Annotated in this window: 28 protein-coding genes; 19 read left to right on the top strand and 9 right to left on the bottom strand. The window is 60.9% G+C overall.

From position 1 onward, the window contains the following. Positions 1-193 precede the first annotated feature (193 nt). Together DXY10_RS06675 and DXY10_RS06680 are read right to left on the bottom strand one after the other, a co-directional pair. Positions 194-670 (bottom strand): thymidylate synthase, encoded by a 477-nt coding sequence (locus DXY10_RS06675; RefSeq protein WP_206749692.1) that lies wholly within the window; start codon positions 668-670, stop codon positions 194-196. Positions 671-731: 61 nt separating this feature from the next. Continuing rightward, positions 732-1253, bottom strand: coding sequence for a 4'-phosphopantetheinyl transferase superfamily protein (locus tag DXY10_RS06680; RefSeq protein WP_170955729.1), 522 nt, complete (start codon positions 1251-1253; stop codon positions 732-734). A 158-nt stretch (positions 1254-1411) separates the two neighbouring features. Between DXY10_RS06680 and bcp the strand changes: the two genes are divergently transcribed. Continuing rightward, positions 1412-1879: a thioredoxin-dependent thiol peroxidase gene (gene bcp / locus DXY10_RS06685; RefSeq protein WP_115017646.1), complete on the top strand. Its 468-nt coding sequence runs from the start codon at positions 1412-1414 to the stop codon at positions 1877-1879. On the opposite strand, the gene DXY10_RS06690 is transcribed toward bcp, so the two are convergent. Together DXY10_RS06690 and DXY10_RS06695 are read right to left on the bottom strand one after the other, a co-directional pair. Continuing rightward, positions 1872-2450, bottom strand: coding sequence for a type III pantothenate kinase (locus tag DXY10_RS06690; RefSeq protein WP_371411128.1), 579 nt, complete (start codon positions 2448-2450; stop codon positions 1872-1874). The genes bcp and DXY10_RS06690 overlap by 8 nt on opposite strands. A 104-nt stretch (positions 2451-2554) precedes the next feature. Beyond that, the gene (locus tag DXY10_RS06695; protein WP_115017649.1) at positions 2555-3319 is read right to left on the bottom strand and encodes a phosphoadenylyl-sulfate reductase; all 765 of its coding nucleotides are present in this window, start codon (positions 3317-3319) and stop codon (positions 2555-2557) included. Positions 3320-3388: 69 nt separating this feature from the next. On the opposite strand from DXY10_RS06695, the gene DXY10_RS06700 reads away from it, so the two are divergent. Genes DXY10_RS06700 through DXY10_RS06725 form a run of 6 tightly spaced genes read left to right on the top strand, consistent with a single transcriptional unit; the run spans position 3389 to position 11497 of the window. Continuing rightward, positions 3389-4591: an NAD(P)/FAD-dependent oxidoreductase gene (locus DXY10_RS06700; RefSeq protein ID WP_115017580.1), complete on the top strand. Its 1203-nt coding sequence runs from the start codon at positions 3389-3391 to the stop codon at positions 4589-4591. Then, positions 4588-6372, top strand: a complete 1785-nt coding sequence (gene hflX, locus DXY10_RS06705; RefSeq protein WP_115017651.1) for a GTPase HflX — start codon at positions 4588-4590, stop codon at positions 6370-6372. Before DXY10_RS06700 ends, hflX begins: the two co-directional genes overlap by 4 nt. Next, positions 6360-8204, top strand: a complete 1845-nt coding sequence (locus DXY10_RS06710; protein WP_115017583.1) for an SLC13 family permease — start codon at positions 6360-6362, stop codon at positions 8202-8204. The genes hflX and DXY10_RS06710 overlap by 13 nt, the downstream gene beginning before the upstream one ends. Before the next feature lie 3 nt (positions 8205-8207). Continuing rightward, positions 8208-9611, top strand: a complete 1404-nt coding sequence (locus DXY10_RS06715) for a TrkH family potassium uptake protein (protein WP_115017586.1) — start codon at positions 8208-8210, stop codon at positions 9609-9611. Between the two features lie 15 nt (positions 9612-9626). Further along, complete coding sequence (locus DXY10_RS06720) at positions 9627-10331, top strand: TrkA family potassium uptake protein (protein ID WP_115017589.1); 705 nt, start codon at positions 9627-9629, stop codon at positions 10329-10331. 5 nt (positions 10332-10336) lie between these two features. Next, positions 10337-11497 carry an anhydro-N-acetylmuramic acid kinase gene (locus tag DXY10_RS06725; RefSeq protein WP_115017592.1) on the top strand — a complete coding sequence of 387 codons (1161 nt, stop codon included), beginning with the start codon at positions 10337-10339 and terminating at the stop codon, positions 11495-11497. 61 nt (positions 11498-11558) lie between these two features. Here DXY10_RS06725 and DXY10_RS06730 read toward each other — a convergent pair whose 3' ends face one another. Next, complete coding sequence (locus tag DXY10_RS06730; RefSeq protein ID WP_115017594.1) at positions 11559-11873, bottom strand: hypothetical protein; 315 nt, start codon at positions 11871-11873, stop codon at positions 11559-11561. Between the two features lie 246 nt (positions 11874-12119). Between DXY10_RS06730 and DXY10_RS14870 the strand changes: the two genes are divergently transcribed. Both DXY10_RS14870 and DXY10_RS06740 read left to right on the top strand, forming a co-directional pair. Beyond that, positions 12120-12446: a hypothetical protein gene (locus DXY10_RS14870; protein WP_115017654.1), complete on the top strand. Its 327-nt coding sequence runs from the start codon at positions 12120-12122 to the stop codon at positions 12444-12446. A gap of 70 nt (positions 12447-12516) precedes the next feature. Further along, positions 12517-12744 (top strand): hypothetical protein, encoded by a 228-nt coding sequence (locus DXY10_RS06740; protein WP_115017597.1) that lies wholly within the window; start codon positions 12517-12519, stop codon positions 12742-12744. 22 nt (positions 12745-12766) lie between these two features. Here the strand turns inward: DXY10_RS06740 and DXY10_RS06745 are convergent, their stop codons facing one another. Then, positions 12767-12946: a hypothetical protein gene (locus DXY10_RS06745; RefSeq protein WP_115017599.1), complete on the bottom strand. Its 180-nt coding sequence runs from the start codon at positions 12944-12946 to the stop codon at positions 12767-12769. Positions 12947-13028: 82 nt separating this feature from the next. Here DXY10_RS06745 and DXY10_RS06750 point away from each other — a divergent pair, with 82 nt between their 5' ends. Together DXY10_RS06750 and DXY10_RS06755 are read left to right on the top strand one after the other, a co-directional pair. Continuing rightward, positions 13029-14753: an ABC-F family ATP-binding cassette domain-containing protein gene (locus DXY10_RS06750; protein WP_115017601.1), complete on the top strand. Its 1725-nt coding sequence runs from the start codon at positions 13029-13031 to the stop codon at positions 14751-14753. 115 nt (positions 14754-14868) lie between these two features. After that, positions 14869-15048 carry a hypothetical protein gene (locus DXY10_RS06755; protein WP_115017603.1) on the top strand — a complete coding sequence of 60 codons (180 nt, stop codon included), beginning with the start codon at positions 14869-14871 and terminating at the stop codon, positions 15046-15048. Here the strand turns inward: DXY10_RS06755 and DXY10_RS06760 are convergent, their stop codons facing one another. Further along, entirely contained in the window at positions 15049-16179 is a 1131-nt protein-coding gene (locus DXY10_RS06760) for a trypsin-like peptidase domain-containing protein (protein WP_115017657.1), read from the bottom strand. A 166-nt stretch (positions 16180-16345) separates the two neighbouring features. On the opposite strand from DXY10_RS06760, the gene DXY10_RS06765 reads away from it, so the two are divergent. The 8 genes from DXY10_RS06765 (at position 16346) to DXY10_RS06795 (ending at position 22188) form a co-directional block, all read left to right on the top strand. Then, positions 16346-16576, top strand: coding sequence for a DUF2973 domain-containing protein (locus tag DXY10_RS06765; RefSeq protein ID WP_115017606.1), 231 nt, complete (start codon positions 16346-16348; stop codon positions 16574-16576). 60 nt (positions 16577-16636) lie between these two features. Then, positions 16637-17020, top strand: a complete 384-nt coding sequence (locus DXY10_RS06770; RefSeq protein ID WP_115017609.1) for a hypothetical protein — start codon at positions 16637-16639, stop codon at positions 17018-17020. Between the two features lie 227 nt (positions 17021-17247). Then, the gene (gene hrpB / locus DXY10_RS06775; RefSeq protein WP_115017611.1) at positions 17248-19827 is read left to right on the top strand and encodes an ATP-dependent helicase HrpB; all 2580 of its coding nucleotides are present in this window, start codon (positions 17248-17250) and stop codon (positions 19825-19827) included. 85 nt (positions 19828-19912) lie between these two features. Further along, a complete protein-coding gene (locus DXY10_RS06780; RefSeq protein WP_115017659.1) occupies positions 19913-20053 on the top strand; it encodes a chlorophyll a/b-binding protein in 141 nt (46 codons plus the stop codon). 125 nt (positions 20054-20178) lie between these two features. Then, a complete protein-coding gene (locus DXY10_RS14545; protein ID WP_170955730.1) occupies positions 20179-20355 on the top strand; it encodes a hypothetical protein in 177 nt (58 codons plus the stop codon). Then, the gene (gene xseA / locus DXY10_RS06785) at positions 20345-21535 is read left to right on the top strand and encodes an exodeoxyribonuclease VII large subunit (RefSeq protein WP_115017614.1); all 1191 of its coding nucleotides are present in this window, start codon (positions 20345-20347) and stop codon (positions 21533-21535) included. Before DXY10_RS14545 ends, xseA begins: the two co-directional genes overlap by 11 nt. 24 nt (positions 21536-21559) lie before the next feature. Next, the gene (xseB, locus tag DXY10_RS06790; RefSeq protein ID WP_115017617.1) at positions 21560-21832 is read left to right on the top strand and encodes an exodeoxyribonuclease VII small subunit; all 273 of its coding nucleotides are present in this window, start codon (positions 21560-21562) and stop codon (positions 21830-21832) included. After that, positions 21829-22188: a DUF2834 domain-containing protein gene (locus tag DXY10_RS06795; RefSeq protein WP_115017619.1), complete on the top strand. Its 360-nt coding sequence runs from the start codon at positions 21829-21831 to the stop codon at positions 22186-22188. Before xseB ends, DXY10_RS06795 begins: the two co-directional genes overlap by 4 nt. Before the next feature lie 3 nt (positions 22189-22191). On the opposite strand, the gene DXY10_RS06800 is transcribed toward DXY10_RS06795, so the two are convergent. Continuing rightward, positions 22192-22554 carry a zinc finger Ran-binding domain-containing protein gene (locus tag DXY10_RS06800; protein ID WP_115017622.1) on the bottom strand — a complete coding sequence of 121 codons (363 nt, stop codon included), beginning with the start codon at positions 22552-22554 and terminating at the stop codon, positions 22192-22194. Positions 22555-22571: 17 nt separating this feature from the next. Then, positions 22572-23534 (bottom strand): YihY/virulence factor BrkB family protein, encoded by a 963-nt coding sequence (locus tag DXY10_RS06805; RefSeq protein ID WP_115017623.1) that lies wholly within the window; start codon positions 23532-23534, stop codon positions 22572-22574. Positions 23535-23649 lie beyond the last annotated feature (115 nt).

The following is a 23649-nucleotide window of genomic DNA, read 5'->3' on the forward strand; positions in this document are numbered from 1 at the left end:
GCGAATTGAAGACGTCAATCCTTTTTTAGTCAGAGCGGATAAAACTGCCAACACATTGGTCAGAGAGGTCACTGCTGCAATGGCAATTTCGAGCCGATAGGGATCATTCGAACGCCAACACAAGGCATCAAAATGAGCGCTGCCAATGAGCGTCAGCAAAAGAAAGCAATTACATCAGTTGCTTAAGCCGTGATCAGGGCTGGGGCATCTCGATCTCAACCCAACCTGCCGGACAACCCTGCACAAGACTGAGCCGTAAGTCTTTCTTAGGTAGCGGTCCACGACACTGCCATCGCACCACCCTCGGTCCCTTCTGACGCACCGCCGCTGCATACGCCTCGCCTCCACGTCGAGGGGTGAGCCAAAGCTCCGTTCCTGTCGGAGAGGAGATCACCCGTGCTCGCAAATGGCTGCCGCTATCGAGGCCAAGGTCGATCAGGGAAGAGGCGAAATGCCCCCAGTAGTGCCGAGTCATCTGGCCGCGGATGAACTGACCAAGCAAGGCTTCTGCTTCACGCCGCTGATGCAAGGTGATTTCACGCTCTTGCAGTGCCGCATCCACGGCCGCTAGATCAGGACGCCCAGACGATGCCAGACGTTGATTCTCAGAGAGCTGCAGCGGCTGACGCATCCCCACCAGGCCGAGACCAAACAGTGCAGCCGCTGCCAACAGAGAAGGGATCGAACGCGCGCTGATCCACACCACAACAACCCCGTTTCTGAGCGGTCAATCACGCTAGGCAGAGCATTGCTGTGTGCATGGGATTGGCACCATTGCCCACATCCCCCTGGCCTGCCACCATCGCCAGGCACCAAGGTCCCTGCCGCCAGCGACTGGCTGAGAGCACTGCGCCATCTCCCCGATGGATCACAACACTTCGGTCGCGACTCCAGCACCACTGGGTGAGATCGCGTCCCAAACTGCCCCGTTGCCATTTGATCGCCGACTCTTTCAGCACCCAGTGCGCCAACACCGCCTGGCGTAAAGCTTCTGGCACCAGCCCGCTCAGGTGTTCTTGCTCCTCGGCACAAAAAAAGCGCTTGAGGATGGATTCGGCGGGAATGACACGGTCGCATCGCTCCAGATCCACCCCAACCCGCCACGGCGCCCAAGCCAGGAGCAGTGCATCCGGACAATGACTGAGACTGACAAACCCCCATCCCTCCGCCAGCTTGGGCGGCTGTCCAGGAGGAGCGTCCAGGGGCAAAACTTCCGGCGGCAGATCTAGCAAGTCCGCAAGCAGACTTCGCATCCAACGGCGTGACCACACGTACTGTTGCCGCCGTTTTGACGGCAAACCATCTGCCCAGGCCTGCTCCTGCGCGGAGAGGTTCGTTGTCGGAGCGGTTCGCGAGAACGGAACCAACCAAAGGGCGGGTACGCTGCGCTGCGGCCTTTTTGCACTGCGCCATGCCACTTCAGATCGGAGATCCAGCACCGGATTTCACTCTCCCGGACCAGAACGATGCATCGGTGCAGCTTTCATCCCTGAAAGGGAAGCGAGTTGTGATCTACTTCTATCCCAAGGACGCCACCCCTGGCTGCACCAAGGAAGCCTGCAATTTCCGAGACCGTTGGGACGCCTTTAAGCAGCACGACATCACCGTTCTGGGCATCAGCAAAGACAACGCAGCCTCACACCAGCGCTTCATCACCAAACAGGAGCTGCCCTTCACCCTGCTGACCGATGTGGAGCCATGCGCTGTGGCCACCAGTTTTGAGAGCTACGGGCTCAAGAAATTCATGGGCAAAGAGTTCATGGGCATGATGCGCCATACCTTCGTTGTCGATGCTGAGGGAAAGCTCGAATTGATCTACCGCAAGGTCAAGGCCGAGAGCATGGCTGATCAGATCCTGGAGGACCTGGGCCTCAGCTGACCAAAGTCACCATCCCCTCCATCACCAGATCAGGGGCATGGATCACTTCAGCCCCCTGCTGACGCAGCGAATCGATCAGCAGGGGAGCATCGCCTCCGCACAACCACAACGGCCAAGAACAGCTGCGCTGTGCTTCAAGAAGCAGACCCAGGAGCGATTGGATGGCACCTTTCTGCATCGCCGCAAGCGTGGCGTGGGGGAAAAGCTCTGAGGGCAACTGATGCAGCGCTTCCGGTTGCGGCAGGTCACGGGTCCCAGCAGCCATCGCCCTCAGCTGCAGACCGAAACCAGCCGCCAGTTGCCCTCCTGCGAACTCCCCCTCCGAGGTGACCCGGGTGAGGCTGAGCACGGTGCCGGCATCCGCCACCAATACCCCCCCTGGCGGTGACAACGGCACCGCTCTAGTCGTGGCGGCCCAGGCCGCCAACGCACGATCCACCCCGAGCCAAGGGGGCATGCCCTTCAGAGGAAGATGTTCCAAACCAAGCCGCGTGGTCTGAGACAGGACTGGATGAACGGGCACCGGACCAACTGCTGCCCAACGCGCCAGCACAAGTCCGTCCAATCGCAAAGGATCCGGATTGGTGTGCGCAAACACCCAACCCTCCGCAGTGCGCGTTGCCCAGTGCCACCGACTGTTCCCGATCAGCAAACATGTGCAGCCATTGGGCATGCCTAGATGCCGTCACCCATCACGCCCGGGAGGTGGATTCCACATTCCTGCTTGAGCCCACCGAAACGGGTCTGACGTCCGGATTGCTCAGCCCCCTCAGGCGCACTGGAATGCCAATCACCCACCGTCGAATATCCCTGTTCGAACAAGGGATGCTGGGGAAGATCATGCTCCTGCATGTAATAAAACACATCCCGAGGAGTCCAACTCAGAAGAGGCCTCAACGACAATCTGCCCCGCATCGGCTCCAGCCAGCCCATCGTCTTGCGGTGGTCCGTCTGACCACGCCGCACACCACTAGCCCAGCAGGTCACATCCAATGCGGCCATGGCTGCCTCGAGGGGCTCCACCTTGCGGAGTTGGTGATAGAGCTCGAGATCTTCCACCTCTCCGGTCTCCCACAGGCGACCGTGAAGGGCCTCCATCCGAGCCGGTGAGAGCGTGCTCTGGGCTACATGCAATTTAAGGTTGAAGCGCTCACTGAGCTGATCGGCGTAGCGGTAGGTCTCCGCCGGCAGGTAGCCGGTATCCACCCAGATCACAGGCACGTCTTGTGAATCCTTGAGAGTGCTGAGCATGTGGAGCAGCACCGACGACTGGATCCCAAAACTGGTCGTGAGAGCGAATCCAGCCCCAAACCGCTTCCGGGCCCACCCCAGTCGCTCTGAAGGCGTCATTGTCTCCAAAGCGACCGCCTCTGCAGCTGAACTGGCGGCCGCTAATGATGCGGACCCGGCGGCGGCGGTGTTCGTTGGGCCATCAGTCATCACTCCATCCTCCAATGTCGGCGGCCGTGATGGCATGCCTATGGTCAATTCCACTGCCGAGCTGCTCCCATGTCCGCCCCATCCAACGGCCGTGAGGCGGCGCCGTTCCAGCCTGTTGTGATCGTGGGCGGAGGATTTGCCGGCCTCACCCTTGCCCTCAGGCTCAGCCGTCAGCACCTCAGGCCACCGATCGTGCTTGTGGAACCCAGGGAGCAGTTCGCCTTTCTTCCACTGCTCTACGAACTTCTCAGCGGTGAGCTGCAGCCCTGGGAGGTTGCACCTCGCTACGACACCCTGCTCAACAGTTCCGGAATCTCTCTGATCAAGGATCGGGTCAACAGCATCAACTGGCAGTCGAAAACAGTGATAACAGCATCCGGGCAGAACCTCCCCTATGGCCAACTGGTTCTGGCGACAGGCTCAAAACCAAATGATTTCGGCATTCCTGGAGTGCGTGAGCATGCCCTGCACTTCCATTCCCTGGCCGATGTCACGAGCCTGCGTCAACGGCTGCGCACCGTGCAACGGTTGAGCGGCAACAAGATCAACGGGACGTTACCGGCCCTGATCATTGTGGGAGCAGGAGCGACAGGCGTGGAGCTGGCCTGCAAACTCGCCGACCTGGTGGAAGGACGGGTGGCACTCCACCTCATCGAGCAAGGAGATCAGATCCTGCCCCTAGCCCGCGCCTTCAACCGAGAGCAAGCGGAAGCCAGCATCAGCCGCAAGGGCATCCAGTGCCACCTCAACGCCAGGGTGGAGACCATGACCGCCGACAGCGTGACCTTCACAGGCCAAGGTCGAACCACCACCCTGGCCCACCACGGCCTGATCTGGACCGCTGGCACCAGGTCAAGCCGACCCACACTCACCCCAGAACTCTCAGAGACAACCGACAGGCTCGCCGTCGATGCCAGTCTTCGCAGCCTGTCGATCCCCGATTGCCTGGTGATCGGGGATCTGGCCATGCATTCCCAGGCCGATGCCAAAACCAGCAGCTGGCCGAGCACCGCTCAGGTTGCGATGCAACAAGGTGAGGCAGCCGCAGCCACCGTGATGGCCATGCGTCAAGACCAGGCTCCGAAGCCCTTCCATTTCAACGACCTTGGCGAGATGCTCAGCCTGGGCAAGGGCAACGCCACCGTGACAGGCATGGGCCTGACCATGGCCGGCCCTCTCGCATTCAACCTGCGCCGGCTGACCTATCTAGCCAGGCTCCCGAAAGCATCCCTGGGGCTGCGTTCGGCCGGAGCGTGGTTGCTGAGCCGTTGAAACAAACTCACCTGGCGGGACGAACCAAAGGCCTGCGTCCCTCCCAACTGCGCCAAGCCGAACGACTCGGGCATCGCCGGCATCCCCAAGGGACTGGGGCTGATCCCCTCACCCTGGAACGCCTCGCAGAGTTAGTGCTGGATCTGGAGCAACCCCTGCATTTGCTGATTGACAGCCGGGGGCTCTGCCGTCTGCTCTGGGTGGGGCCACTGAGCGAATCGGGCCAGCTGCTCTCCCATGTGCCAGGCAGCTCTCGACGACGCTCCGGAGATCAACGCCATTGGCGACTGATCAGCTGCTTGAAGGTCAATAGCAAGGCACCACTCAGCCCCGACTCCCGCGAGGCCGTCGTCGCTCTTGATCTGCGACCGGACAGTTGGTTGCGTTACCCCTGTCAGGCGAAGGCGGGGGGGAACTGGACAGCAGCAGCCTGGCGCCCTGACCCAACGGCACCCCTGGGATGGTCTGCCGTTGGCGGCGATCAGCTGCACCAACTCTGCAGTGAAGAACTTCCAGGAATCCAAAGCACTGATCCAGCGGCGTTGCCGGTTCCGGCCGCCACCGACGAGGAGCGTGTGTTGCTGCTCACCCTCAGCGGCTCCGATCCCCATCGCAACGAACGGGACCTGGCGGAGCTGGAGGGGTTGGTGCGCAGCGCCGGAGCACACCCCGTGATGATGTGCCAACAAAAGCAATCAGCAGCCAACCCACAAACCCTCTGGGGCACTGGGAAACTGCAGGAGGCAGCCCTGGAGGCAAGACGGCATAACGCCTCCTTGGTGATCACCGACAGAGAACTCTCCCCTGTGCAGGCCAGAAATCTTGAACGCTGGCTCGACTGCCCGGTGATGGATCGAAGCGAGCTGATCCTCGACATTTTCGCCCAACGCGCTGCCAGTGCAGCCGGACGGATCCAGGTGGAACTGGCCCAACTGCGCTATCGCCTGCCCCGTCTACTGGGGCGGGGACGCAGTCTGTCCCGACAAGGGGGCGGCATCGGCACCCGAGGACCAGGGGAAACCCAGCTCGAGAAGGATCGCCGTGCAATCAGCCGCCGCATTGAAGCGCTTCGACGCTCGACGCGACAACTACAAGAACATCGCGCTCGCCTGCGCGACCGCCGTGAAGGCCTGCCGAGGCTGGCCTTGGTGGGCTATACAAACGCCGGCAAATCGTCTCTGCTCAATGCCCTCTGCTCACGCCATGAGCACAAAAAGGTGTTGGCGGAGAACAAATTGTTCGCCACCCTCGATCCCACCACACGCCGCCTCACCCTGCCCCAACCTGCTGCTGCTGCACGTGAGCTGCTGATCACTGACACCGTGGGCTTCATTCGTGATCTGCCCGACGCCTTGGTGGAAGCCTTTCGCGCAACCCTGGAAGAAGCACTGGATGCCGACCTGCTGCTGGTGGTGGTCGACCTGGCAGATCCGGACTGGGAGGCCCAGTTGAAAGCAGTGCAAGGACTTCTGGATCAACTGGGATGCGACAAGCCCCGACAGGTCGTGGCAAACCAGATCGACCGATGTCATGCGGAGGCGATCACCTCAATGATCGGCCTGGAGCCGCAGGTGATTTTCATCTCCGCAACCGACGGCACGGGTCTGAAGGGCCTCAAGCAACGCCTCGAGCGAACCTTCTGGAATGATCCAGCTCCCGAGGAACACAGAGAAGACAGCGAGGAAGGCAGAGAAGTCGTGACTGAACTTCCCACAGAAACGAGCACAGATACGGTGGCCTTGCAGACGCCAAATGAGCACGCCCCTCCATGGCCGAATTGAGTGCGGCGCTCCAGCACCCCGAGGCCCTGATCACCCTGGCCGTCCTCGGGCTAGCGGTGGTGCTGTTCATCACCGGTGCTCTCGCCCCCGAACTGACCGGTCTGCTCAGCGTGGCCCTTCTGGTGAGCACCAATGTGCTCACCCCCGAGCAGGGACTCGCCGGGTTCGGGAGCCCCGCCCTGATCACCCTGATGGGACTGTTCGCCGTCTCCGCAGCACTATTTCGCAGTGGAGCACTCGATCGCCTCCGGGAACTGATCGCCTCCGAGAGCATCCGCACGCCCCGAAGGATGGTGGCGCTACTCACACTGGTGGTCGGGCCGATTTCGGGTGTGGTGCCTAACACGCCAATTGTGGCCAGCCTGTTACCGGTTCTGGAAACCTGGTGTCAGAGGCGCCGCATCGCTCCATCCCGGGTGTTGCTGCCCCTGTCGTTCGCCACCCTCTTGGGCGGCACCCTCACCCTGCTGGGGAGCTCAGTGAACCTGCTGGCCAGCGACATCAGCCAGCAGCTTGGTTACGGCGCTCTCGACCTCTTCAGCTTCACCGCCATCGGAATCCCGGTCTGGCTGGTCGGCTCGGCCTACATGCTGCTGGCGCCAGGTGTGCTCCTTCCCAACCGCAGTGCCTCCGGGGATCAGCTTGGGACGAATCCTTCCCAGACCGGCTATTTCACCGAGGTCACCATCCCGGGCGATTCCATGCTGGTGGGGCAGACCCTGCGCCACAGCCGCCTGCAACGGCGCTTCGACGTCGATGTACTCGAACTGCAACGGGGTAGTGAACGGATCCTGCCGCCTCTCGCCGACCGACAGATTGAAGCCTTCGACAGGCTGCTACTCCGTGTCACCCGTGCCGACCTGCTTCGTCTCCAGCAGGAGCACACCGTGCAGCTGGCCGACGCCGACAGGCCACCCACAAACCAGACTCCTCTAGGACCCGTCGATGCCCCGTTGTTTGGAAGCGATGCAGGGGGACAAAAAACCGTCGAGATTCTCTTGCCTGCCGGATCCACCTTGGCTGGAGCCAGTCTGCGCGAACTTCGCTTCCGGCAACGCCACAACGCCACCGTGCTGGCTCTTCGCCGCGGCCAACAGACCGTGCAGGAGCGCCTAGGGCAAGCAGTGCTGCGTGAGGGTGATGTCTTGCTGCTCCAGGCTCCACTGGATGCGATCCGCGGGCTGCAGGCCAGCAACGACCTGTTGGTGCTGGACCAACTGGAAAACGACCTACCCACCGTCCGGCGTAAACCGCTGGCCATCGCCATCACCCTGCTGATGTTGCTGGTCCCTTCGCTCACCAAAATCCCTCTGGTGGCATCGGTGTTGTTCGCCGTGGTGCTGCTCGTGCTGGTGGGCTGCCTCCGACCTGGTGAAGTGCAACGGTCGATACGCCTCGATGTGATTCTGCTGCTCGGATCACTCTCCAGCTTCAGCATTGCGATGCAGACCAGTGGGCTGGCCGATGGACTCGCCTCCGACATGGAGCGGCTGCTGCTTCACTGGCCGACCTATTGGGCACTGCTACTGATTTTTCTGGCCACCAATTTGATCACCAGCGTGATGAGCAATGCCGCATCCGTTGCGCTGCTCATTCCGGTGGCCACCCAGCTATCGGTACCGCTGGGCATTCCGGCCCAGGCCTTGCTGCTTGTGGTGCTATTCGGCGCCAGTCAGTCCTTTCTGACACCAATGGGCTATCAAACAAACCTGATGGTGTTTGGACCAGGCCGCTATCACTTTCTCGACGTTCCTCGCTATGGCGCCGGCCTCACTCTGCTGATGACGTTGTTGGTTCCCGCTCTCATCCTTTGGCACTACGGCGCCGCCTGATCGATGCCGATTCCCGCCGCCCTGCATCGCACCCAAGCCTGGTACCGCCGGCTCACAGTGCCCCAGTTCACGGTGGTGACGGGCCTGCTTGTCGTCGCCATCGGCACGATGATGCTGGCCACTCCCCTCTGTTCCGGTCCAGGCGTCGGGCTGTGGGAAGCCTTCTTCACTGCCACCTCGGCGGTGACGGTGACGGGGCTGAGTGTGATCGACGTGGGGCAGGATCTCACCGGCTTTGGGCAGGGTGTATTGGCCCTAATGATTCTGGTTGGTGGTCTCGGTCTGATGGCCATCACTACCTTTCTGCAGGGATTTGTGGTGCGTGGAACAGCACTGCGCCGGCGGCTCGACCGCGGTCAGACCCTGGATGAATTTGGCGTCGGCGGGGTGGGGAACACCTTTCGCGGCATCGCCCTGACAGCAGCCGTCCTGATCGTGCTGGGAGCACTGGTGCTGTACTTCTACGGTTTTACCGATCTACCCCGCGGAAGTGGGCGGCTCTGGGCTGCGCTGTTCCACAGCATCTCGGCCTACAACAACGCCGGCTTCGGGCTATGGAGCGACAGCCTTGAGCACTACCGCACCAACAAAGTGGTGAACGCCGTGGTGCTGCTGCTGATCGTGCTCGGTGGATTGGGCTGGAGGGTCACCAATGACCTCTGGACCAATCGCCGACGCTTACAACGTCGCAACCTCAGCCTGCACACCCGCCTTGTCCTCCGCGCCACGATCATCCTGATCGCGATCGGCACATTCGGGCTGCTGGTGACTGAAAGCCTGACCCAGGGGCAACTGCTGACGAAGCTTGCCTGGCCGGAAAGGCTGATGAGTGCCTTGTTCGAATCGGTCAGCTCCCGAACCGCAGGCTTCACCACGGTGCATCTTTCCCTTAACAGCGTGTCCGATTCAGGGCTGTTGCTGCTGATGACCTTGATGTTCATCGGCGCCAGCCCAGGCGGCACAGGTGGCGGTGTCAAAACCACCACCGTGGTAGCCCTGATGGCCGCCACCCGATCCACCTTGCGTGGCCGTGAGGAAGTGGTGATCCGCAACCGACAGATCTCCGACAAGGTGGTGCTTCGAGCCGTGAGCATCACCGTGGCCTCGCTGTTGTTCGTGCTCGCCATGGCGCTGCTACTCGCGCTCAATAGCAACCTCAAGGGAGATGAACCCTTCACCTTCCTCGAATTGCTGTTCACTTGTATTTCCGCCTTCGCCACCGTCGGTCTGGATCTGGGGGTCACCGAAAACCTCAGCCGCTTTGGACAGCTTGTTCTGGTCGTAGGGATGTTCGTCGGAAGGCTGGGGATTCTGCTGTTGCTCAGCGCCATCTGGGAGACTCTCAACCGCGACAGGCTCAATCGTCAGAATCGGATTGGTTTCCCACGCGAAGATGTGTATGTCTGAGCAGGAGCGAAGGCCATGAGGGAGTGGTGGCATTGGTCTCCCACCCAGGACGATCGACTGGAGAGCTTCGGGATTGTGGGAGTGGGCCGTTTTGGCACTGCGGTCTGCCAGCAACTGCTCCAAAACGGGGCTGAGGTGTTGGCGGTTGATCGTTCTGCGCGAGCCATCGAAGAACTGAGGCAGCAACTTCCCTCCGTGGAAGCTCGGGTCGTCGACTGCACCGATGAGGAATCACTAAGGGAAGCCGGCATCCTGGCCATGAACACCGTGGTGATTGCGATCAGCGAACCCATCGAAGCCAGCATTACGGCCACGCTGATCGCCAAAGACAGCGAAGGCACCAGGGTGCGGCGGGTGATCGCCAGGGCGACCAGTGATCTTCACGAGAAGATGCTCAAACGCGTCGGTGCTGACCGTGTTGTCTTCCCGTCACGCATGCAGGGAGAGCGTCTTGGCCTGGAACTGGTACGACCCAACCTGATGGAACGGTTGGAATTGGATGAACGTCACTGCATCGAAGAGATCAAGGTGCCCAACCGATTTGTTGGGCGTTCCCTACGCGATCTCAATCTGCGCAAGAACTACCGGGTGAACGTGCTCGCTGCAGGGCCTGCCAAGGAGCTAACGGTGAACCCACCGGCCTCGCACATGCTGGTGGAAGACAATGTGTTGGTGGTGATGGGCCTGATCGACGATCTGCAGGATCTGCCCAAGGACTAAGCAACATGCACGTTGTGGGCCTGATGAGCGGCACAAGCGCCGATGGGGTGGATGCAGTGCTGGCCTCGTTCAACGGTTCCCCCCAGCACCCCCGCTGGTCGCTCATCCGACAAGCCTCGCTTGCCTATCCAGCGCTGCTCCAGGAACAAATCCTCGCTGTAGGCCAGGGGGTGCCGCACACGGCCTCCGATCTACTCGACCTGGCGGAAGCCATCACCGAGCATCAGGCGGCTGCCGCCCAGGCCTGTGATCCTGAAGGCCGAGCCGCGCTGGTGGGCTGCCATGGCCAGACGGTTTGGCATCGCCCCCCTGGCTCAACAACAAACCGCGCCGGCCGCAGGGGGGCGAGTTGGCAGATGCTGCAGGCACCTCTGCTCGCCCAAATCCTGAAGCGACCTGTGGTGCATGACTTCCGCGCCGCCGACCTCGCCCTGGGTGGACAGGGGGCACCTTTGGTCCCGATGGCAGATGCCGCACTGCTTGGAGCGGCGACGGGCTGGCGGGCATTACTCAACCTCGGAGGCATTGCCAATCTCACCCTGATCCCTCCGGCCCAAGGCCCGGATCGCAAAGCCGATGTTCTCGGATGGGACTGCGGACCGGCCAACACGCTGATTGATCTGGCGGTGGAGCACTTCAGCGGCGGCAGAGACCGCGTGGACAAAGACGGTCAGCGAGCCAGTCGAGGACACGTGGATGAAGCTGCTTTACATCGCTGGCTTGAAGAGCCCTACCTACATCAGGCCCCACCGAAATCCACGGGCCGTGAACTCTTCGGCCGCCAGGATCTCCAGCGCCGACTCACAGACCTAAACCACCAGAACGCTGACGACTGCATCGCCACCCTCACCGCCTTCTCGGCAGCGGTGGTCGCCCAAGACATCAATCAGATGGTGGCGCGAGGCTTACCGCGACCCCAGGAGTTGGTCGCCGCCGGGGGAGGCTGTCGTAATCTCGTCCTGATGCACGAACTGGAACAACGTTGTCGTGGCACGCGCGTCCGCTGCAGCAACGAACTGGATCTACCGGCGGACAGCCGTGAAGCCCTTGTGTTTGCGCTCTTGGCCTGGTGGAACCACCAGCAGCACCCGGGCAATGCGCCTGCAGTAACAGGTGCCCGAGGACGCAGCGTGCTTGGCGTGATTGCGAATCCTCCTGGCTTCTGAATCCGGAGAACACGAACGCATCAGTCGGCCCCATTGGCTAGGCCGGTTCAGCCAGGCCGGATCAGCTGGGCTTGTAAAGGCGCAACCGACGCGGAGCCCCGCGCAAGCGACGGGGGGGCTGAGCCTCTAATTCGGAACGGATCTGTTCAGCATTACGAGGCGCGACCGAGGCCTGGGCACGAGCTGGCGGTGTCGAGACCTCGCCCTGCTCCAAGCGCTGGAGGCCCTGCTGAATCAGCACCTTGGCCATGTTGCTCACCGTGCGCGATTCCTGGTCGGCCAAGGCCGACAGGCGCACACACAGCTCCTCAGGCAGCACGACCTGGATTCGAGGGGACTTCGTCTTCCCACTCGATGAGGTTTGGCGAGTGGCCATGCCCCAGAAAACATCACAGCTACTAAAAAGTGTACTGAGATGCGCAAGGGTAGTATCCAGCACTATGCTGTGGTCATTCTTCAGCACACCGCTCACCCCTCCGGAGAGCCCATGCCCCGATCAGCCAGCCAGGCGTCCAGCGCCGGGGAAACAAGCCAAACCCCAGCTGTCCAAAAGCCAAAAGCCAGTGGCATTCAGGTACCTGAACTACCAAGCAGGCCTCCCCGTCGTCGTGCAACCCGCGCCATCACAACGGGGGCAGACAGTGCCAAGCCAGCACGGTCAAAAGCGAAAGCTGCCGGCCAAAACAGCAGCCAAAACAGCAATGCCAGGCGGCCACGCCGCAGCCAAGAACACAGCGACGTGTTGGTGTCAGCCGTGATCAGCACCTATCTGCTCACGCACCTCCACCATGTGTTGCAACGGGCCGAGTACAGCGCTGTCCAGGAGGGGCGTCGTTCACAGGCCGCGAACTATGCCCAGTTGCGAAAGGTTCTGTGCATGGACGCCCGCAGCATGGAAGACGCATCAGCCACTGGCCTACGCGATGCCGATCTCGACCTTGCAGCCTGAGCAGAACGCAACAGCCACAGCCCAAAACCATCCAGGAGGAATAGCGTTAAGTCGAGCTAATTCCGCCCCCATGAGCAACGCCGCTGAGCTCTATCGCCGGATCGAGAGCGACCATGCGCTCACCAACGGGCTCTTCCGCCAAGCCTTACAGAACCCCTCAGGCGCCATCACGGCGATCTGCGAACTTGGCGAGTCCATGGGGCTTCCCGTCAGCCCGGAAGACGTGAAGGCTCACATCAATAGCCTGGATGATGACTCCACCAAGCAATGGCTGATCAAGGCCCGAGGAGGCCTCTGAGACGCAACCCAAGGCTTGAGGATCAAGGAAGACCGCCCTGATCCTTGTCAGGCATTGTTCGTTCCTGGTTTGCCGTTGGATCCGACAGCTGTTTGTTGCGGCGGTAGCCACCACCGTCGGCCCAGCTGAAGAACAACCAATAACTAACGATCGCCAGGCCGGCAGCCACCACCAGTGCGGTGATCTGTTCGAGTCGGCGCATGGCCCAAGGGATCCCTTCTCAGCTTCCCAGTCTGCATCGCACCCCCCGCACGGGATGATGAGAACCGCCTGCCCCCTTCCTTGTGCTGAGACTGGAGCGCGTCAGCAAGATCTATCCCACTGGGGAGGTGCTGCGTGATGTGACCTGGGAGGTCAAGGCCGGCGACCGGATTGGCCTTGTTGGCGTCAACGGTGCGGGGAAATCCACACAGCTGCGATTGATCGCTGGGCTGGAAGAACCCTCATCCGGACAAGTCGTCCGCCAAGGGGAGCCCCGGATCGCCTACCTCCAACAGGAATTCGATGTGGACCCCAAGCGCACAGTGCGCGAGGAACTGTTCCAGGCTTTCGGCGAGGCAGCAGCCGTCCTTAATCGCCAGCGCGAGGTCGAAACAGCGATGGGATCGGAGCAGGTCCAGAATGATCCTGGGCAACTTGACCAGCTGATCCACGAGCTCGGCCGGCTGCAGGCCCGCTTCGAAGGCCTGCACGGCTATGAGCTGGAGGCCCGTATCGACAAACTTCTACCCACGATTGGCTTCACCCCGGAGGGTGCCGAACGCACGGTGGCCGACTACTCAGGCGGCTGGCAAATGCGAATCGCCCTGGGCAAAATCCTTCTTCAGGACCCAGACCTGCTGCTGCTCGACGAACCCACCAACCACCTGGATGTGGAAACGATCCAATGGCTGGAGGGTTACCTCATCGAACAGACGGCGGCCCTCGTGGTCATCAGCCACGACCGCACTTTCCTGGACCGGATCTGCAATCAAATCGTGAGCACAGAGCGAGGGATCTCGCGTTCCTACCTCGGCAATTACACCGCCCACCTCGAACAGAAAGCCCAGGCACTGGAAGCAACGCAGGCCGCCTACGAGAGACAACAGAAAGAGCTCGCCACCCAGCAGGCCTATATCGACCGCTTCAGAGCTAGCGCGACCCGCAGCACCCAGGCCAAAAGTCGTGAAAAGCAGCTGGAGAAGGTTGCACTCGTGGATGCACCAATCGAAAGCATCAGCGGCCCCAGCTTTCAATTTCCCGCTGCGCCTCGCTCCGGCCGAGAGGTTGCTCGCATTGACAATCTCACCCATTCCTACGGAGATCACATTCTTTTTTTGGGGGCAGAACTGGAGATAGAGCGCGGTGACCGCATCGCCTTCGTGGGCCCCAACGGTGCCGGCAAATCCACGCTGCTACGCCTAGTGATGGGACTAGAGACACCCGATGAAGGCAGTGCCAAGCTCGGCGAGCACAACATCATTGCCAGTTACTTCGAGCAGAACCAGGCCGAAGCCTTGGACCTCAGCAAAACGGTGATTGACACCTTGTTCGAAGCCGTGCCCGACTGGACTCAGACCCAGGTGCGCTCACTGCTGGGCAGCTTCTGCTTCAGCAACGACAGCGTGTTCAAGGAGGTAGGGAAACTGAGCGGGGGAGAAAAAGCACGCCTAGCCCTGGCATTGATGCTGCTCAGCCCCTGCAACCTGCTGGTGCTTGACGAACCCACCAACCACCTCGACATTCCAGCCAAGCAGATGCTGGAGACGGCTCTTTGCGACTACGAAGGGGCAGCGCTTCTCGTCTCGCACGACCGCTATTTCATCTCCCGTGTCGCCAATCGGATTGTTGAACTGCGCGATGGCGAGCTCATCCTCTATCGCGGCGATTACGACTACTACCTCGAGAAGAAAGACGAGGAAGCTGAGCAGGCAAAGCAAGCCCAAGCTGCTGCTGATCGGGAAGCCAAACGCAAAGCCAATCAGCAGAAACAGAAGCAGAAACAGGCGAAACGCAAAAAGAGCCAGTAACAGAGAATCTGGCCAACGCAAGACGAAACTTCATGCTTGGTTAGGCAGGAAGACTTATTTCGCTTTACCCACAGGTTTTGTGTACATAGGCTGATTTCACTGTTCCAGGCCTGCCATGACAAGCATCCAGCCCAACCATGACGGCCTGAATAACCAGGGCAGCGAAGCCGATCAGCAGCATGAGAACACATGGGACTCCGTGGAGACCTATTTCCAGTGCATCACCACCTGCTCCCTTGATGACGGGGAATGCATCACCCGTTGCGTGGATCAATTACGCGATTCTGACGCCTGATCAAGGTTGTAGGCCGCTCATCTCGACCGGCGTCATCGTCACCTGAAGTGGTTGACCATCACGGTCGATGACCAGATTCAAAGGCCGATCCACGCCATGACGGTCCACCGCCGTGACCACATCAGCGGGTCCAGTGACCCGTGATCCGCCGATCGAAACGATCACATCCCCCAACTGCAAGCCAGCCTGGGCAGCAGGACCAGCAGGCACCAACGATCGAACCACAGCGCCTAGCGGAGCAGGAGCACCGGGTTGCGGTGAGGGCACCGAGGACAAGCCGATACCCACCATCGGATGACTAGCGCGCCCAGTGCTGACCAACTGGCCGGCAATGGTGCGAGCCCGATTGATCGGAATGGCGAAGCCGAGGCCAGCGCCTGGACCTGAGCGGACCAGGGTGTTGATCCCAACCACTTCACCCGCTGCATTGAGCAGGGGGCCACCGGAATTACCGGGATTAATGGCGGCATCCGTCTGAATCAGGTCTAAGCGCTTTCCGGAAATTCCCAGCTGGGACACATTGCGATTGAGGTTGCTGATGATGCCCAGCGTCACGGTGTTCTCAAGACCAAAAGGATTGCCAACAGCGATCGCCCAGTCCCCGACAAGCAATTGGTCAGAGTCTCCAAGAGGAGCTGTAGGCCAGGGGCCCTCCTGATCAAGACGCACGACTGCCAGATCAGTCAGGCTGTCCTGTCCGAGCACTTGGCCGGACACCCGACGACCATCGGGGAGGCCCACCATCACTTGGTCGGTGTTCTCGACCACGTGAGCATTGGTGAGGACAAGCCCTGACGCATCAAAGATCACGCCACTTCCCTGCCCCCTCTCGACGCGAGACCGCGGGGCAGCAGATCCTTGAAGGCCGAAAAAACGCCGGAAGAAGGGATCCATCATCAGCCCCTGAGGCAGGCCAGGGATCCCACCACCGGTTTGCACGGTCCGCTGGGTTTCCAGAGTGACAACGGCAGGCCCGCTGCGCTGGACCGCCTCCGCCACAAACGATCTTGGGGCAATCAGGGCCTGGGCTGCCGAGCGCGCCAGCACTGGAGAGGGAGTCGCCAATGGGACCAGAGGGATCGCCAGGGCAACAGCAGAGACAAGCACCGGCAAGGAACGAAGTCCCCTCATGAGCGACAACTCAATGGACACGATCGACTGACGGTAGAAGGGATGTAGACGAAGATCCGCGAGCTTCGACGCCGCAGACGTGACCGGATGCGACCAGAACGGCGATGATTGAGACACGCCCCGATCCCAGTCCTCAGCCCCGGACAGCTCGCCTCGACTCTTCACCATGCTGAACAGCCTGTTTCCCCTGATCTACGGCACCGTGTTTGTGCTGCTGCTTTGGCAGGCCTTCAAGGTGATGGGCCAAGGCTTCAAGGCTGCCAACCCTGATAAGGATCGAACCGGGAAGGTCACGGTGCATCCCGAGTTGCTCGACCAGGACGGTCGCCTCACTGACGAAGATCTGCTGACGGTGCGATTCAGCGGCGACCAGGAGCCCTCCGAGAACCCCGACTGAATAAGGTTGGTGCAAAGGCTGCCATGAAAGCGCCGATTGGACTCGTAGGGGGACTCCCAGGTGGATCAACGAACACGGATCGTGGCAGCGGTGATCAAATCCGTGAAATTGCCTCCGCGCTTTCGACTGCACATGCTCAAGGATGACCCCGTGCGCCTTGAGTTGAGCCTCACTCCGTCCTATGGCAAGGAGCCAATCCAGGTGGGCCTGGTGGAATCCCTTGACCTGGTGGCCCGCCGTGACCGCGAAGGCCGCATCCCTCGCGACCTGCAGGGCACCTGGGACTGGACAGTGCGCCACGGTCAAGTGAGCACCGGAGGCTGGAACCCTTATCTCAAGGAAGCCCTCCAAACAATGTTTGAGACAGGACTCCCAGCCATTGTTTATGAAGAGCTCACTGGCGAGGAATACCACCCCGTCGACGGCGCTCGTCACGTGCGCTAAGCCCTAGGGAGACACCCACGCCACCCAATCCTGTGAAGGCGTGCGAATGACTACGGCACACCGCATCCAGACAAGGTAGACAGAAGAAGTACGGCCCTTAAGGTTTTCTTTATGGCCACGCTCAAAGCCTCTCTAGGTCCTCTTGTGCGGCTGCTGGCTGCCCTCGGTGCCGTCAGTAGCCTGCTGCTCGTTGGCCTGCTCAATCTCTTCAGCTGACTGCAAGCCCGTTGCCTCACGCCCCATCGGGTTCGTTCCCAATTGACTCCCTGCTGCCGGAGCTGCGACAGCACCTGAGTCCAGGCTCGATTGTTCTTCTGCAGGCCCCCCCGGGAGCCGGCAAAACCACACGAGCGCCCCTAGCCCTGCTCGGATGCTGGCCGAACCTGCCCCCAATGAGGGGCAACCTGCTCATGCTTGAACCGCGGCGACTCGCCACCAAGGCGGCAGCCACTCGCTTGGCGGATCAACTGAACGAGCCATTAGGAGAGCAGATCGGCTACGCCGTACGCCACGAACAGCAGCGCAGCCGCCGAACTCGCCTCGAGGTGATCACCTCAGGGCTGTTTCTGCGTCGTCTGCAGTCCGACCCGGGACTGGAGGGCATCGATTGCGTGATCTTCGACGAATTCCACGAACGGGGACGCGACAGCGACCTGGCCCTGGCTCTGGTGCGGGACACGCAGGCCCTGGTGCGTCCTGACCTCTCGCTGCTGCTGATGTCAGCGACGCTGGACCTCAGCGACCTGCAAGAACGGCTGCCGAAGGCCACCATGCTCACGAGCCAAGGCCGTGCCTATCCGGTGGAGACCCACCACCTTCCGCCACGCCCCGATGAACAGCTCAACCGCACGGTGCTCCGCGCCATCGAACAGCATGGCCTCGACCTGGGAGACCCTGACTCTCCTCCCACCCTGCTGGTGTTTCTGCCTGGCCTCAGGGAGCTTGAACGCTGCCGAGAGCAACTCACCCAAGCCCCTTCCCTTGAGGGTTGGGAGATCTGCTGCCTCCACGGTCAGCAGCCCCTGGCAACCCAAGGCCAAGTGCTGCGCCCTTGCCGCCGCGATGTCGACGGGCGAGTGGTGCTTGCCACGGCAATCGCGGAGAGCTCTCTCACGATCGACGGCGTCCGTCTGGTGATCGACAGCGGCCTCAGCCGCCACAGCCAATACTCCCCAGGCAGCGGCATGGAGGGACTGATCACCGTGCCCTCCAGTGTGGCCAGTGCTGACCAACGCCGAGGCAGGGCCGGACGTCAAGGCCCTGGCCAATGCATTCGTCTCTGGTCGCAGGCAGAACAACAGCGCAGACCACGCCATGATCTTCCCGAACTCCTGAGGAGTGACCCACAACCCCTGGTCCTCGACCTGGCCGCTTGGGGCGCCGGGCTGGGGGATGAACTGCATTGGCTCGACCCACCACCACGCCCAGCCCTTTTGGAGGGCAAGCAACAACTGCAGGCCCAAGGAGCCCTGACAGCCTCTGGCCACCTCAATGCGGCAGGCCATCAACTCGCCCAACTCGGCGCCCACCCACGCTTGGCGATGATTCTGCTTCAAGCCCGCGCCTGGGGATGCACAACGCTTGGCGCTGACCTCGCCGCACTCCTGAGCGAGCGCGACCCTCTCAACCCGCGGGAGCACGGGGTCGACCTCGGGGCTCGCCTGCAGCTGCTGCGACAACGCAAGGGAGAACGCGTCGGTGCCATCCGCCGGCTCAGCCAGCAACTTCAGAAACAGGTCAAAGCACTTCCACAATTGCCCGAGACCGAGCTGCCGGGCTGGGCCAATGCCCCCGCCAGTCAAGACGGAGACGAGGCCATCGCCGCCAGCTTGATCGCGGCAGCCTTTCCAGAGTGGCTGGCTCTACAACGCGAGCAACAACCGGGGCGCTACCAATTGCGCCAGGGACGAGGTGCCCTCCTGCATCCACAGGACCCTCTGGTTGGTCAGGAGGCACTGGCCGTGGCTCGCCTTGATCTCGGCCACAGCAATGCACAGATCCAACTGGCCCTGCCCCTCGCGAAAGCCTGGTTAGTGGAGCGAGCAGAACTGGAAGGGGATTGGCAGACGGATGTGTTCTGGGATGAGGCCAACGGCAGCGTCCGCGCCCAAAGCACCCTGCGGCTCGGAGGCCTGAGGCTGCAGACCAAAACGCGACCGAAACCATCACCGGAGGCCGCCTGCCAACTCTTGCTCGAATGCATCCAGGAGCAGGGGCTGACCCTGCTGCCCTGGGGCGAGGCCAGCGAACAGCTGCGGGCACGCCTACAGCTGCTCCACCTTCAGCGCGGAGAGCCATGGCCCTGCAGAGATGTCGACCATCTGCGCCAGGCACCGGAAACATGGCTGAGCAGTGCACTAATGGGCTGCATGGCCTGGCGGGATCTTCAAGAAGACGGGCTGATCGAAGCGCTCTGGGGGGAACTGGACTGGAGTGAACGACAACGTGTGGATCGACTCATGCCACCCACAGTGATGATCCCCTCCGGTCGCGCAGCGCGCCTGCGCTATACCGATCAAGAGGTGGTGCTGTCCGTGAAACTGCAGGAAATGTTCGGCTGCGATCAAGGGCCCCATGTGCTCGATCACGCTCTGCCCGTCACCATCGAACTGCTCTCACCAGCCGGTCGCCCACTCCAACGAACACAGGATTTAGCAGGGTTCTGGCAGGGGAGCTATCAAGACGTCCGTCGCGAAATGCGGGGGCGGTATCCGAAACATCCCTGGCCCGATGACCCCCGCACAAGCGCGGCGACGGCCATGACAAAAGCGAGACTGCATCGAGATGGAGGCCAGCCGAGGCAATGACTCAGCTGGCAGAAGTCGACTCAGCGCGACGCCGTCAAGCAATCTCAATTTTTTGTTACCTTTAGCAAGTCTTGGAGCTGCTCCCATGTCTGACAACACTCGCTTTGGCTTCGTCAACTTCGCTGAAACCTGGAACGGCCGTCTGGCCATGCTGGGTTTCGTCATCGGCCTTGGCACCGAACTGCTCACCGGCCAAGGGATTCTCACCCAGATCGGCCTGGGCTGATCAATAGGACAGCTCAGCCACTCAGCACATCCGAGTCGCCCAACCCCGCCGACCGAAAGGCGGGGTCTTTTTATGCCAAGGAAGCGACCGCGCTGCGCGAGAGTATCGCCATCTGCCCACTGGCCTTGTCCCGACTTTTTGTCGATAACCGCCGTGACGGCGCTCGGTTGATCAGCAGTGCTTTGGTGCTGTTCACCATCAGTGCCACCCAGATCCTTCAACCCTGGGGACTTCTCCTCACCCTGTTCTTCGCCGTGCTGTGTCTCTACTGGGGCATGGCCTATCGACGCCTTGACCGCTGACGCACCCCCTACCTATTCCGTTCAGGAGCTGAACGGTGCCATCGGTTCTCTACTGGAACGCGGTTTTGCTCCTCGTTTTCTGGTGCAGGCCACAGCATCTCGTCCCCAGGTCAAAAAAGGCCACCTCTGGCTGACCCTCACCGACGGTGAGGCAAGCATTACGGCAGTGGCCTGGGCCTCCAAGCTCAAGCAACTCAACTACGTGCCTGCGGATGGCGAAGGGGTCACCGTGGTTGGCAAGCTCAATTTCTGGGCAGCGCGCGCCAGCCTCGCGGTGCAAGTCCTGGACATGCGTCCAAGTCTGAGCACAGTGCTCCGCCGTTTCGAGGCGGTCCGGTCGCTCCTGGAAAGCGAAGGGGTGATTGATCCCAGCCGGCGGCGGCCTCTACCCCAAAGCCCCCAGCGCGTGGCGGTGCTCACCAGCGTTCCCAGTTCGGCCCTCGCCGACATCCTGCGAACCGCCAGAGAACGTTGGCCCCTGACCGAACTGGTTGTGATGGCCATTCCTGTTCAGGGAGACGTCGCTGATCGCATCAAGGCTGCTCTCCAGCTGCTGCGCAATGCATCAGCAGGCCTGCAACCAGACGCCCTGGTTCTCGCTCGCGGAGGCGGCAGCCGAGAAGACCTGATGGTGTTCGACGATGAAGGGCTCTGCCGCAGCCTGGCCAGCTTCCCCGTACCAGTGGTGACCGGAATCGGCCATGAAGACGATCTCACCGTCGCAGACCTCGTGGCGGATCACCGCGCCGCAACCCCCACAGCCGCCATCGTGGCTCTGCTGCCCTCACGGGACACAGCGCAGCTACAGATCAGTGAGCGAAGACGGCAACTCACCAACCATCGCAACTGGTGGACGGAACGACAGCGGCAGCGCCTGGCTGAGCGCCAGCAAAGCTGGCAGGAACTCAGTCTTCCCAACGTTCTGATCCAGCGTCGCAGCCAACTGGATCAGCGCAAGCAACTGTTGCAGGCCCTGTCTCCCCAACGCTGGCTGGCCCGCGGGTTTGCCATCCTCGAATCACCGAGCGGCTCAGTCATTCGCAGTGTCAGCGCTGTAGAGGCTGAGCAAGAGCTGGTTGTTCGACTTAGTGACGGCTCGATTCGGGTGCAAGCGCACAGCACAGAGTTCGATCCGCAATCAGTGCCAGACGTCGCGCCGAGCGACTCTTTGACCCCCTAGCGTTAAGCCAGAGACGCCACTCTCATGGGCCCGAGGACAACCAAAGACCCGTTGAAACAATGGCGGAAGGATGCGGAGACCCTCAGCTACGAGGAAGCTCTACAGGCCGCGGATCTCCTGCTGAATCAACTGCAGAACGACAGCATCCCCCTGGCGGAACTTCAGCAGACCTACCAACGAGGCCAGATCTATCTCGATCGCTGCGAAAAGCTTCTGGAGGCAGTGGAGCAAACGGTGCTTCAGCTTGATCCAAAGACCATGACAACAGGACCTCTTGATGCCGGGAGCACTCCATGACCAAAGGACTGCGATGGGTCTATCTACTCCTGGCACTGGTGGGGGCTGTTGCTCCCTGGCAAGCCAACCTTGAATTCATTCAGGCCAGCGGAGGCAACAGCTTTGACATCCAGCAATTCATTGCTGATGCAAACATCAATCCTGCAGCCCGCTCCCTCAGTCGTGATCTTCTGATCGGCGCTTCAAGCATCACCATCTGGATCGTTGCAGAAGCCAAAAGGCTGAAGGTGAAACGCTGGTGGGTGGCCCTGATCGCCAGTTTCGGCATCTCCTTTGCCTGCGGGGCACCGCTGTTCCTTTTCCTGCGGGAATGCCGGCTGGGTGAACTGCAGCAACAGGAGCAGGAAACGGCCTAAGCGTCAGTCCACATCCTCAGCGCTGATGTCAATGGTGGCCGAACTCGCCGGCACAGAAACCTCCTGCGTTCGTTGTGTCGAGCCTCCCTCCGCGGGCGTGCCTCCTGAGACGGAAGGCAGTTCGGTGCCGCACATCTGACAGACAGCAGCAGTTGCAAAATTCACGGTGCCGCAGGCAGGGCAGGTGCGCATCCGACTCTGCATCAACTTCCAGCCGATCCAACCAACCCCACCCAGCACGAACGGCAAGGCAAGCATCAAAAGCACAAACCCGCCTGCAAGATCAAGCAAAACCCGCCCGGCTGCCGTCGGCAGCAGCACCAGGGCCAACAATGCGATCCAAACCAGGGGAATCGGAGAACGCAAGGGATCAACGGCTCAGATCAAACTTCAGTGTCGCCGATCCCTGCGGGGACAGAGGGCAACTTCATGTGCGGATCTCCGCTTCTGCTCAATCGCGCCTTGGCCATCTCCACACTCCAGCACTGTCCGAAATAGATCACCACACCGATCATCCAAACCCAAAGCGTCAGAACCAAAACACTGCCGATCACGCCATACGCCTGAAAGCGAGATCCCAAGGAAAGAATACTGCGACTTACCGCCAGGTTGAGCACCGTCAACAACACACCAATCAAGACAGCACCTGGGATTAACGGCCGAATCGGAACACGACGACTGGGCAGCAGAAACTGCAGCAAGAGCGCCATTCCCGCAAATCCGAGACAAGGAATCAAAAAGCGACCGAACGTGAAGACAGGGAAATAGCGCAAAACCCCTTCGATCCAGGGAACAGATTGCACGAACTCAGCTAACGCTTCCGCTGGAATCACGCGCAGATTCGCACTAATCTGATCCACCACAATCAGCAAACCGATTAACAGCACCACAACAAATGCCTCAAGGCGTACTTTGATAAAAAACCATACGTGTTGCCGCCAGGGACGATCATCTTGCTGCTGAGGCAAAACACCTTGCCAAATACGATCAGCGCCGCGCTGCAAAGTGAGATAAACGTTGGTTGCCGTCACCAACAAGACACCAGCACCTAGCAAACCAGCACCAACACCCTGACGTGTGAGCTTATCAAGTGTTTCCTGAACAAGAGCAACAACGGAAGGGGGGAAAATACCTGCCGTGTAATCAACAATCTGGTCAGCAAGCCCAACCTGGCGACCAAGAAACCAAGAGGCAATCGAAAGAACAATCAGCAGCAGTGGGAAGATCGATTGCAGGGTGTAATAGGCAAATGCCGCGCTGAGGTCCACGCAGTCATATCGGCACCAACGCGAATAGGCCCGCCAGAGTGAGCCCAGCAATTGTTTCCACCTGGATCCTCGACTCATTCAGACAAAATTGCCATAGCAAACGCTAGCAACTTGAAGCAACACCGTTAGCTCATGGAGGCGCATCGCGTCGATGCGTGACGGCTGCGAGGCCATCCATCGCGTGGCCTGTTCC

This window comes from Synechococcus sp. UW140, from assembly GCF_900474295.1.
In the GTDB taxonomy this organism is placed as follows: domain Bacteria; phylum Cyanobacteriota; class Cyanobacteriia; order PCC-6307; family Cyanobiaceae; genus Synechococcus_C.

Bases quoted from the DNA above. Each gene is read 5' to 3' on its own strand.
- DXY10_RS06680 (WP_170955729.1), bottom strand. From the start codon at position 1,253: ATGCGAAGTCTGCTTGCGGACTTGCTAGATCTGCCGCCGGAAGTTTTG.
- bcp (WP_115017646.1), top strand. From the start codon at position 1,412: ATGCCACTTCAGATCGGAGATCCAGCACCGGATTTCACTCTCCCGGAC.
- DXY10_RS06695 (WP_115017649.1), bottom strand. From the start codon at position 3,319: ATGACTGATGGCCCAACGAACACCGCCGCCGCCGGGTCCGCATCATTA.
- DXY10_RS06700 (WP_115017580.1), top strand. From the start codon at position 3,389: ATGTCCGCCCCATCCAACGGCCGTGAGGCGGCGCCGTTCCAGCCTGTT.
- DXY10_RS06710 (WP_115017583.1), top strand. From the start codon at position 6,360: ATGGCCGAATTGAGTGCGGCGCTCCAGCACCCCGAGGCCCTGATCACC.
- DXY10_RS06715 (WP_115017586.1), top strand. From the start codon at position 8,208: ATGCCGATTCCCGCCGCCCTGCATCGCACCCAAGCCTGGTACCGCCGG.
- DXY10_RS06720 (WP_115017589.1), top strand. From the start codon at position 9,627: ATGAGGGAGTGGTGGCATTGGTCTCCCACCCAGGACGATCGACTGGAG.
- DXY10_RS06725 (WP_115017592.1), top strand. From the start codon at position 10,337: ATGCACGTTGTGGGCCTGATGAGCGGCACAAGCGCCGATGGGGTGGAT.
- DXY10_RS06730 (WP_115017594.1), bottom strand. From the start codon at position 11,873: ATGGCCACTCGCCAAACCTCATCGAGTGGGAAGACGAAGTCCCCTCGA.
- DXY10_RS06740 (WP_115017597.1), top strand. From the start codon at position 12,517: ATGAGCAACGCCGCTGAGCTCTATCGCCGGATCGAGAGCGACCATGCG.
- DXY10_RS06745 (WP_115017599.1), bottom strand. From the start codon at position 12,946: ATGCGCCGACTCGAACAGATCACCGCACTGGTGGTGGCTGCCGGCCTG.
- DXY10_RS06755 (WP_115017603.1), top strand. From the start codon at position 14,869: ATGACAAGCATCCAGCCCAACCATGACGGCCTGAATAACCAGGGCAGC.
- DXY10_RS06760 (WP_115017657.1), bottom strand. From the start codon at position 16,179: ATGAGGGGACTTCGTTCCTTGCCGGTGCTTGTCTCTGCTGTTGCCCTG.
- DXY10_RS06765 (WP_115017606.1), top strand. From the start codon at position 16,346: ATGCTGAACAGCCTGTTTCCCCTGATCTACGGCACCGTGTTTGTGCTG.
- DXY10_RS06780 (WP_115017659.1), top strand. From the start codon at position 19,913: ATGTCTGACAACACTCGCTTTGGCTTCGTCAACTTCGCTGAAACCTGG.
- xseB (WP_115017617.1), top strand. From the start codon at position 21,560: ATGGGCCCGAGGACAACCAAAGACCCGTTGAAACAATGGCGGAAGGAT.
- DXY10_RS06795 (WP_115017619.1), top strand. From the start codon at position 21,829: ATGACCAAAGGACTGCGATGGGTCTATCTACTCCTGGCACTGGTGGGG.
- DXY10_RS06805 (WP_115017623.1), bottom strand. From the start codon at position 23,534: ATGAGTCGAGGATCCAGGTGGAAACAATTGCTGGGCTCACTCTGGCGG.